Consider the following 10,169-nt stretch of genomic DNA (forward strand, 5'->3'; position numbering starts at 1 on the left):
ACGCTTCGGGCGGCGTGATCTCGCTGGACGGAATGTCGTCGCCGCGCAGCCATTTCGGAGAGGGAATCCACATCGTCGTTCCTTGCTTGGCGGAGCGCCGGCGCGCCGGGCGGTCCCACGGATCGCGCCGGGCCGGCACAGTTTGGACCGGCCGGCCGGCCTTTGGTGCGGCGGGCCGCGGCGCCCGTCGCCGATGGCTTATGGCACCGCCTTACGTCGCCGCGGTACGTCACCGGGTCACGTCACCGGGTCACGGCACCGCGTTAAGTCACCTCACGGCGTGGCGATGTGCCAGACGTTCATCACCTTGTCGCCGGTGCGGTCGCCCGGCTTGGTGTCCTTGGCGAAGCGGTACAGTGGCTTGCCGCGATAGGCCCACTGCCGGCTGCCGTCGTCGCGCGTGATGATCGTGTACTGGCCGGTGGCCGAGGTGCCGGGCTGGGCCAGCAGCGGCGGCCAGTTGACCGCGCATTGCCCGTTGCAGACGCTCTTGCCGCTGCCCGCGGTATCGCGGTCGAAGGTGTACAGCGTCAGGCCTTGCGGGTCGGTCAGCACGCCGTTGCTGACCTTGACGGTCGGCGGCATGTTGCCGCTGGTGCTGGCCGAGCTGCTGGCGCTGGCACTGCTGCTGCCCGAGCCCATGCCCATGCCGGAACAGGCGGTCAGCAGGATGGCGGCGGCGACGGTGAGGGGAAGGGCAAGACGACCGGAAGCGGTAAGGCGCGAGAGGGCCATGATGTCTGTCTCCAGGAAAGGTCGGCGCCGCCCACCGGCGCCGTGTTTCCCAGTAAACACCCTCAGGCGCCGCTTTATTCCCTTTCCAATCAAAAAAACCTGCCCGAAAGGGCAGGTTTCCTCGCTTCCACGCCGTAAAAGCGCGCTTCAGATCACAACGATCACAATTCGCCGTAGCTGTGCAGCCCGGACAGGAACATGTTGACGCCAAGGAAAGCGAAGGTGGTGATCAACAGCCCGATCAGCGCCCACCACGCCGCCATCGCGCCGCGCAGGCCCTTGATCAGGCGCATGTGCAGCCAGGCGGCGTAGTTCAGCCAGACGATCAGCGCCCAGGTTTCCTTCGGGTCCCAGCTCCAGTAGCCGCCCCAGGCCTCGGCCGCCCACAGCGCGCCCAGGATGGTGGCGATGGTGAAGAAGGCGAAGCCGACCGCGATCGCCTTGTACATCACGTCGTCGAGCAGCTCCAGCGCGGGCAGGCGCTCGGCCAGGATGCCGCGCTGCTTCAGCAGGTAGGCCACCGCGACCATCGCGGCCAGCGCGAAGGTGCCGTAGCCGATGAAATTGGCCGGCACATGGATCTTCATCCACCAGCTCTGCAGCGCCGGCACCAGCGGCTGGATCTCGTGCGCATCGCGGCTGACCGTGTACCACAGCAGGAAGCCGACGGCCGCCGACACCACCAGCATCACGAACGGGCCCAGCGCGCCGGTGCGGTAGCGGCCCTCGTAGTACAGGTGGAACAGCGTGGTGATCAGCACGAACAGCACGAACACTTCGTACAGGTTCGACACCGGGATATGGCCGATATCGGGGCCGATCAGGTAGGACTCGTACCAGCGCACCAGCATGCCGGTAAAGCCGAGCACCACCGCCGCCCAGGCCAGCTTGTGGCCGATCCCGTAGCCGGTCTGCGAGCGCGCGAGCAGGCCGCCCCAGTAGAACAGCGTCGACAGGAACACCAGCGCGCACATCCACAGGATGGCCGACTGGCTCGACAGCAGGTACTTGAGCAGGAAGGCCTGCTCCGCGCGCGCCAGTTCGCCGTGGTAGAGCTGCACGGCCAGCAGCGCCAGCACGGCCAGGCCCGCCATCAGCGCGCGCACCGGCTTCCAGTGCCAGCCCAGCAGCGCGAAGGTCGGCACGGCGCCGATCAGCACCGCCTTGTCGTAGCCGTCCATCCACTGGCCGTAGCGGGCCAGGCCGATGCCGGCACCGACCACGAGCAACAGCGCGTAGAGCCAGTCCAGCCACGACAGCCGGCCCAGGAACGAGGGCTCCAGGTATGAGGTGTCCACTGCCGCCGGGGCGTGCCCTTCGTTCGCCGTGGGGTTGGCGGGGGCGTGCAGCTTGGAAGAATTGGAAGACATGACGAAATCCCTACCGTGTCGCCGGCGCCGCGGGCGGCGCGTCCTGCGCTGCCGCCGCGGCACGCTGCACGTCCTCGCGCAGCGCGGCGAATTCCTTCTCGAAGTCCAGGGTGCGACGCTGGGTCGACATTGCCATCAGCACGTGGCTGCCGGCGGCGCGTGGCGCGCCATCGTCCGGCGCGGCATCCTGGGCCGCATTCGGCTGCGCATCCTTGACCCAGACCCACACGCGGCGCTCGCGGATATAGAGCATCGCGAACACGCCCAGCACCAGCAGCAGGCAGCCAAGATACACGATGTTCTTGCCAGGCGCACGGGTCATCTGGAACACGCTGGCCTTGACCTCCTGGAAGTCGTCCAGCTGCAGGAACACCGGCGCGACGTAGAAGAAACTGTCCGACAGCGCGTTGATCGCCTGCTGGAGGAAGGCACCGCTCTGGGCGCTGTTGGCGACCACCGGCAGGTCGGCGCGTTCGCGCGCGAGCTGCCACAGCTCCCACATCGAGCCGTTCAGGATCTTCAGCAGCACGTCGGCGGCCTTCTGCTGTTCGGCCTGCGGCACCGAGCGCTCGAGGAAGGCCGCGATCGCGGCGAAGCCGCCCGGCGGCGCATCGGCATCGTGCCGCGCCGCGCCGGCGAACAGGTCCAGTGCGCGGCGCGCGCTCTCGGCCAGCTGAGTGCGCACCTCGGCCTTGTCGTCGCCCGGCATCGACGCCAGCGCGAAACGGCGGGCGGCCTCGCCGCGCAGTGCGCTGTCCTGCAGCGCCGCGCGCAGCCGCATCCAGTCGGCCACGCTGCCCTGCTCGTCGGCCGGAATGCGCAGATAGCGGAACGGCTCGTTCGGCGTATCGCGCGTGCCGGCGAGGAACACCGACTGGCCGTCGAGCTGGACCGGCACCATGTAGTTGTGGAATTCACGTGCCTGGCCGTTGCGGTCGCGCAGCTTGTACTGCACCGATGGGCCGACATTGCGCAGCTGCTTCTCGCGCTCGGGATTGGCGGCCGCGCCCAGGCGCGCCTCGATGCGCTCGTTCAGCGGGCGCGTCGCCACGCCGCGCGCATCGGCCTTGCCCGAGGCATCGGTCACGTTCTCGATGTTCATCAGCCGGAAGTCGCTGAACTCGACCGCCAGCCCCTGCGCATCGACCGCGGTGCCGGTGCCTTGCAGCGGCGCGCTGTTGCCGACCGTGCCGGCAAACGGGAAGGACTTCGCCGAGCTGCCCTGCATCGGATAGCCGACGAACTTGAGCCGCGAGCCGCCGTCCTCGAAGCTGGACTGGTAGATCGCGATGCCGTCGACGATCAGCGGCTCGTTGACCTTGATGGTGGCGGCGGTCTGCTTGCCGGTGGCGCGGTCGGTGACTACCACGTCCGAGGCGAACAGCTTCGGCATGCCGGTCGAGTAATGCTCGATGATGAATTTCTTCAGCGTCAGCGTGAACGGCAGGTCCTGCACCAGCGCGCCGTCGGCAACGTTCAGGATCGCGGTCGACACGGTCGCGCCCTCCGGTACGAAGGCGTTGCCGCGAAAGCCCGGGTTGCTGCTGGAGAGCCGGTGCTGCGGCGGAATCTCGTTGATCACCGCGTTGCCGCGGATCGGCGTCTTGCCGCCGAACCACATCTGCGCGCGGATCAGCATGTCGCCATCGAGCAGCCCGCCGATGCAGATCACCACGATCGCCGCGTGCGCGAGGATATAGCCGAGCTTGTTGGCCGCGCCGGCCTTGGCCGCCAGCAGCGTGGCGCCGTCGTGCTCGACCTGGCGCACGCGATAGCCACGGTTGGCCAGCAGCGCGCCCAGGCGCTGCACCGAGCCGGCGCGCGACGGCGCGGCATCGAACTCGACGCGGTGGTGGAAGGCGCGCAGGCTGCGCTCGCGCACATGGTCCTTCCACGAGCGCATGTCGGCCACCATCTTCGGCGCATTGCGAACCAGGCACAGCGAGGTCGACACCACCAGGAAGGCCAGGATCAGCAGGAACCACCACGAGCCGTAGACCTTCTGCAGCGATAGCGCGTGGAACAGCTCGGCCCAGAACGGGCCGAACTGGTTCACGTAGTTGGCGTACGGCTCGTTCTGCTTGAGCACGGTGCCGATCACGCTGGCGATCGCGATCACCGACAGCAGCGCGATCGCAAAGCGCATCGACGAGACCAGCTCGACGGTATCGCGCAGCAGGCGGTGGGGGGTCTTCAGGCGCAGGCCCGAAGTGGAAGCGGTCGGCATGGCAGGAAAGGCTGAAGGCGCGGGGCGCAAAAGACAAAGAGGGAGGCGCGCTGACGCGGGCCACCCTCTTCGATTATCGCCGGTCCGGTTGGTTGCGCCCCCGCACCGCGCCGGCGAGGGCCGGCCGGCCCGGGGCTACCGGTGAGCTTAGCGCAGGCCGGCGACGTAGTCCGCCACCGCCTTGATCTCGGCATCGGACATCCGCGCCGCGACCTCGGCCATCACCGCGTTGTTCTTGCGGCCGCCCTGGCGGAAGGCCACCAGCTGGGCCTCGGTGTACTCGGAGAACTGGCCGCCGATGCGCGGATACTGCGCCGGGATGCCGGCGCCGGCCGGCCCATGGCAGGCCGCGCAGGCGGGAACGCCCTTGTTGGCGATGCCGGCGCGGTAGATCTTCTGGCCCAGCTCGATCGTGTCCTTGTTCTTCGCGCTGGCGGGCTTTAGCGTCTGGCGGGCCAGGTAGGCGCCGACGTCGCGCATTTCCTGGGCGGTCAGCTGCGAGGCGATCGGCGTCATGATCGGGTTGTTGCGCACCTTGGCCTTGAAGTCGGCCAGTTGCTTGTCGCTGTATTCGGGATGCTGCGCGGCCAGCTTCGGATTGACCGCGGCGCCGCTGTTGCCGTTGGCGCCGTGGCAGCTCAAACAGGCGGGAACATTGCGATCCGGCGCGCCCTGCGTGTAGAGGGTCTCGCCCTTGGCCGGGTCCGCCTTGACGGCGGCTTGCTCGGCGGCCGAGGCCAGACCCGTGAAGGCCGTTGCCGGCAAGGCCAGTGCTACGACAGCCACAAGTTTCGCAATGCCATTCATTCGCACACCTTGTCTGAATTGTTTTGAATTCGCTATCGCGTGCCGGTCAGCCTCCGGCCTGCGGTGAGGACGCGCATTGGGGCGAAAAGACAGGACAGACCCGTTGGCAGACCACTGCCGGCCGGCAATATCAGGTCATGCCGGCCGCCAACAAGGCCAAAAGAACGTCGAACGCCACCCGGCCGGGAGGCCGTTAACCGCGGTATTGTACAATAAATCGCTTCTCGGATAGACGCTTGGCGCACTCCCGCGCGGGCCTCCCCGACCCTGCCTCTCCCTCATGTCTCTCCTACACCAGGCCCGCTTCTTCACCACCGTCAACCATCTGCGCGACCTGCCGGCCACCGCCGTGCCCGAGGTCGCCTTTGCCGGACGGTCCAATGCGGGCAAGTCGACCGCCATCAACGTGCTGTGCAACCAGAAGCGGCTGGCGTTCTCGTCCAAGACCCCCGGCCGCACGCAGCACATCAATTTCTTTGCGGTGGCGCCGGTCAAGGCACCCGATCCGCTGGCCTTCCTGGTCGACCTGCCGGGCTACGGCTACGCACAGGTGTCGGGCTCGGCCAAGTACCACTGGCAATCGCTGCTGAGCGACTACGTGCAGGCCCGGCAGCAGTTGGCCGGGCTGGTGATCATGATGGATGCGCGCCGGCCCTTCACCGATCTCGATTGCCAGATGGTCGAGTGGTTTCTGCCCACCGGCAAGCCGATCCACGTGCTGCTGACCAAGGCGGACAAGCTGACCAGCAGCGAGAATGCGCTGGCGCTGCGCGAGACGCGCCGCGTGCTGGCCGACTATGCAGCCCAGCTGGAGAACCCGCCCTTGCTGACCGCGCAGTTGTTCTCGAGCCTGAAGCGCCGCGGCATCGAGGAGGCGCAGCGCCATATCGCCGGATGGCTGGGGCTGCCCGAGGCGCAGCCTGCCGCGGCGCCGGCGGCCAACGATGCACCGGCGGCCGCTGCATCGCCAACGGACGATGCAGCGCCGGAGGCCGCCGGCGACGACGCGCCGGACAGCACGCCTCCCGGCGAGTCCGACCGCAAGCCGGGCGGCGACGGCACCCCGTCGTAAGCGAGCGCGCAAAAAAAACCCCGCTGCAAGCAACGGGGGGGAATATTCCCGCCGCGAGGCGGGTACCCGCTCAGGGAGGAGTAGCGGGGGACCTCGCGCCACGCACGCGGCGCAACGCAAAGGGTCCGCGAGTATGATAGCGGGCACGCACAAAAGTTTAGTTTTTTATTGGACGCGGGACGCCGCCGCCCGGCAGGCCAAGCCCCTGCCACATCCGGTCCCTTCGCCGTGACGCTGCCATCGCCCAGGTATCGTGGCCCGCCGCGCTCCGCCGTCCCCCTGACTGACGATCCCACCATGTCGACCTTCCCCGAATTCCGCCCCCGCCGCATGCGCCGTGACGACTTCTCGCGCCGGCTGATGCGCGAGCACCGCCTGTCGCCGGACAACCTGATCTACCCCGTGTTCGTGCTCGACGGACAGGGCCAGCGCCAGACCGTCGCCTCGATGCCGGGCGTCGAGCGCGTGTCGGTGGACCTGCTGCTGCCGGTGGCCGAGCAATGCGTGCAGCTGGGTATCCCGGTGATCGCGCTGTTCCCGGTCATCGATCCCTCGCTGAAGACGCCCGACGGCATCGAGGCGACCCGCGACGACGGACTGATCCCGCGGGCGGTGCGGGCGCTGAAGGACCGCTTCCCCGAACTGGGCGTGCTGACCGACGTCGCGCTCGACCCGTACACCAGCCACGGCCAGGACGGCGTGCTCGATGCCGACGGCTACGTGCTGAACGAGGAGACCGTCGAGATCCTGGTGCGCCAGGCGCTGACGCAGGCCGCGGCCGGCGTCGACATCGTCGCGCCGTCGGACATGATGGACGGCCGCATCGGCGCCGTGCGCAATGCGCTCGAGGATGCCGGCCACATCCACACCCGCATCATGGCGTACTCGGCCAAGTACGCGTCGGCGTTCTATGGCCCCTTCCGCGACGCGGTGGGCTCGGCCGCCAATCTGGGCAAGGGCAACAAGATGACCTACCAGATGGATCCGGCCAACACCGACGAGGCGCTGCGCGAAGTCGCGCAGGACATCATGGAAGGCGCCGACATGGTGATGGTCAAGCCCGGCATGCCGTATCTGGACATCGTCCGGCGCGTCAAGGACGAGTTCCGCTTCCCGACCTACGTCTACCAGGTCAGCGGCGAGTACGCGATGCTGAAGGCGGCCGCGCAGAACGGCTGGCTCGACCACGACAAGGTCATGATGGAATCGCTGCTGGCGTTCCGCCGCGCCGGTGCCGACGGCATCCTGACCTATTTCGCGCTCGACGCCGCCCGCCTGCTGGCGCGCTGATCCCTCGCGCATGCAGCTGCTCGGTTTTTCCGCCAGCCAGGTCCATCCGCTCGATTCGCTCGAGGCCGCGCGCGCCTTTCTCGCCGAACAGGCCGCGCCGCGCTTCGTCTGGGTCGACTGCACGCTCGCCGAAGTCAGCGCGGCGCCGTCGGCCTGGCGCAACAACCTGCAGACGCTGACCGGCGCACCGGTGCTGGACCTGCATCTGGCCGACGCCACCAATGCCGCGCATCCGTCGTTCTTCGATACGACGCATGCCTACGACATGGTGATCTTCCGCAAGCTGACGTTCGAGACCAGCCGGCTGATTGCCGAGGCCGGCAGCGAGGGACCGGCGGCGGTGGGCGGCAATGCGAGCGACGCCGGCACGGGTGCCGGCAACAGTCGCGCGCCGCACAACGGCGGAGCGGACACCGCGGCGCGGGCATCGGGGACGTCGGCGGCGACGGGGGCGGCGGGCACCGCCGGTCCCTCCGGCGCCTCGGCCCCGGCAACAAAGCCGCGCCGCCATCCGCCCGGCTTCCTGCCCGCGCTCGCCCGCATCGACACGCAGCCGGTGACGTTCTTCGTGTTCGACCACGTGCTGGCCACCGTGCGGCCCGGGCAGTCGCGCACGATCGAGCAGGTCCGCCAGCGGCTGCTCGAGCTGACACGCGGGCCTCGGCCCGAGGTCCGCACCAATGGCAGCACGGCGCTGGTGCACGGCATCCGTCCGCCGACGCGTCCCGAGGACCTGATGCTGCGGCTGCTGAACGCGATGGTCGACCGCTATCTCGAACTGCGCGCGCCGCTGACGCGCCAGCTCGACCGCTGGCAGCGTGCGCTGCTCAATGCGCGCAGCGGCTTTTCCAGCTGGGAGGGCCTGCTCGATGCGCGCATCCAGCTGCGCCGGCTGGAACATCTGTGCGAGGAACAGCGCGACGCGCTGCAGGAATTCCGCGACAGCCTGCTCGACAACACCTACAGCGACCCGGCCGGCGGCACTGCCAACGATCGCGACGAAGTGCTGCTGGTGCGCATCAACGACGTGATGGAACACATCCTCCGCGTGCTGGCGCATGCGCGGCGCCTCGAGGATTCGATCGAATCCGCGGTGCAGATCCACTTCTCGGCGGTCGCGCACCGGACCAACCGCACCATGCGGATGCTGACGATGATCACCGCGCTGTTCATGCCGCTGACGCTGATCACCGGCGTGTTCGGCATGAACTTCGAGCGCATGCCGTGGCTGCAGGAGCCCAGCGGCTTCTGGTGGTCGATCTGGCTGATGGGCGCGGTGGTGGTGGGAATCGGCGCGATGTGGGCGGTCGGCCGCTGGTTGTGGCGGGAGTGATTCGGGGCCGCGGGCAGGCCACGGCTTTGGCCCCGGCTTAGGCCCCGGCTTTGCGTCAGGCGCCCGCCGGCCCGAACGCGCGTTCCAGGCTCGCCAGGAAGCGTCCCGCCGCCTGATAGCCGATCACCCGCACCGGCAGCTCGCGCCCGTCGTCGCCGAACAGGATGATGCCCGGTGGGCCGAACAGGCCGAAGCGCTTCAGCAGGGCCTTGTCGTCGGCATTGTTGGCGGTCACGTCGGCCTGCAGCATTACCACGTCGGCCAGCCGCGCCTGCACGCGCGGATCGCTGAAGGTGAAGCGCTCCATTTCCTTGCAGGAGACACACCAGTCAGCATAAAAGTCGAGCAGCACCGGCTTGCCGGCGGCGCTGGCCTGCGCGATGCGGGCATCGAGCTCGGCCACCGAGCGGATCCGCTCGAAGCGCACCGCCACGGCCGCCGGCGCACCGTCTCGGGCGCCCGCCACCAGATGCGACAGCGGCTGCAGCGGATTGCGGCTGCCCGAGGCCAGGCCCACCAGCAGGATCGCGCCCGCCAGCGCGGACAGCACGCCGAGCCCCTTGCCCAGCCGCGCCACCGGATGCGGGTCCGCGCCCAGGCCGTCGAAGGCGCGCAGGAACACCGCGCCGACCAGCAGCAGCGTCGCCCAGCCCAGCATCGACAGCCAGGCCGGCAGCACCGGCCCGATCATCCACAGCGCGACGCCGAGCAGCAGGAAGCCGAACACGCGCTTGGTCGCCTCCATCCAGCGGCCCGCGCGCGGCAGCAGGTTGCCGGCGCCGACGCCGACCAGCAGCAGCGGCACGCCCATGCCGATCGCCATCGAGAACAGCGCGGCGCCGCCGGTCCAGGCGTCGCCGCTTTGCGCGATATAGGCTAGCGCGCCGGCCAGCGGCGCGGTCACGCAGGGGCCGACGATCAGCGCCGAGATCGCGCCCATCGCGGCGGCGCCGGCGATCTGGCCGCCGGGGCGGCGATTGGCGGAGTCGGTCAGGCGCGTCTGCCAGCGCTGCGGCAGTTGCAGTTCGTAGAGGCCGAACATCGACAGGGCCAGCGCGACCATCAGCGCGGCAAACAGCGCCAGCACCCAGGGCTTTTGCAGCGTTGCCGCCAGCCCTTCGCCGATCAGCCCGGCGGCGACGCCGACCGCGGTGTAGACCACCGCCATGCCGAGCACATAGGCCAGCGACACGACGAAGGCGCGGCCGCGATGCAGATGCTCGCCGACCACGATCGACGACAGGATCGGCACCATCGGCAGCACGCAAGGGGTGAAGGTCAGCAGCAGGCCGAGGCCGAAGAACAGCGCGACGATCGTCAGCAGGTGGCCGCCGG

Annotated in this window: 8 protein-coding genes; 3 read left to right on the forward strand and 5 right to left on the reverse strand. The window is 68.9% G+C overall.

The features are described from left to right. Positions 1-273 precede the first annotated feature (273 nt). The 4 genes from AC6EI8_RS19930 to AC6EI8_RS19945 all read right to left on the reverse strand — a co-directional run bounded on the left by AC6EI8_RS19930 (position 274) and on the right by AC6EI8_RS19945 (position 5,139). A complete protein-coding gene (locus AC6EI8_RS19930) occupies positions 274-735 on the reverse strand; it encodes a COG4315 family predicted lipoprotein (RefSeq protein WP_149319735.1) in 462 nt (153 codons plus the stop codon). A 161-nt stretch (positions 736-896) separates the two neighbouring features. Continuing rightward, positions 897-2,105 (reverse strand): c-type cytochrome biogenesis protein CcsB, encoded by a 1,209-nt coding sequence (gene ccsB / locus AC6EI8_RS19935; RefSeq protein ID WP_223819518.1) that lies wholly within the window; start codon positions 2,103-2,105, stop codon positions 897-899. Between the two features lie 10 nt (positions 2,106-2,115). Continuing rightward, entirely contained in the window at positions 2,116-4,332 is a 2,217-nt protein-coding gene (locus tag AC6EI8_RS19940) for a cytochrome c biogenesis protein ResB (protein ID WP_498382689.1), read from the reverse strand. A 147-nt stretch (positions 4,333-4,479) separates the two neighbouring features. Continuing rightward, entirely contained in the window at positions 4,480-5,139 is a 660-nt protein-coding gene (locus AC6EI8_RS19945) for a c-type cytochrome (protein WP_149319737.1), read from the reverse strand. A 280-nt stretch (positions 5,140-5,419) separates the two neighbouring features. On the opposite strand from AC6EI8_RS19945, the gene yihA reads away from it, so the two are divergent. The 3 genes from yihA (at position 5,420) to AC6EI8_RS19960 (ending at position 8,834) form a co-directional block, all read left to right on the forward strand. Continuing rightward, a complete protein-coding gene (gene yihA / locus AC6EI8_RS19950) occupies positions 5,420-6,211 on the forward strand; it encodes a ribosome biogenesis GTP-binding protein YihA/YsxC (RefSeq protein WP_498382690.1) in 792 nt (263 codons plus the stop codon). A gap of 297 nt (positions 6,212-6,508) precedes the next feature. Beyond that, positions 6,509-7,501 (forward strand): porphobilinogen synthase, encoded by a 993-nt coding sequence (gene hemB, locus AC6EI8_RS19955; RefSeq protein ID WP_150082627.1) that lies wholly within the window; start codon positions 6,509-6,511, stop codon positions 7,499-7,501. A gap of 10 nt (positions 7,502-7,511) precedes the next feature. Beyond that, entirely contained in the window at positions 7,512-8,834 is a 1,323-nt protein-coding gene (locus AC6EI8_RS19960) for a magnesium transporter CorA family protein (RefSeq protein ID WP_498382691.1), read from the forward strand. 55 nt (positions 8,835-8,889) lie between these two features. On the opposite strand, the gene dsbD is transcribed toward AC6EI8_RS19960, so the two are convergent. Further along, on the reverse strand, positions 8,890-10,169 hold a 1,280-nt coding region (gene dsbD / locus AC6EI8_RS19965), incomplete at its 5' end, for a protein-disulfide reductase DsbD (RefSeq protein WP_498382692.1).

This window comes from Cupriavidus sp. R6-3 (assembly GCF_059772245.1).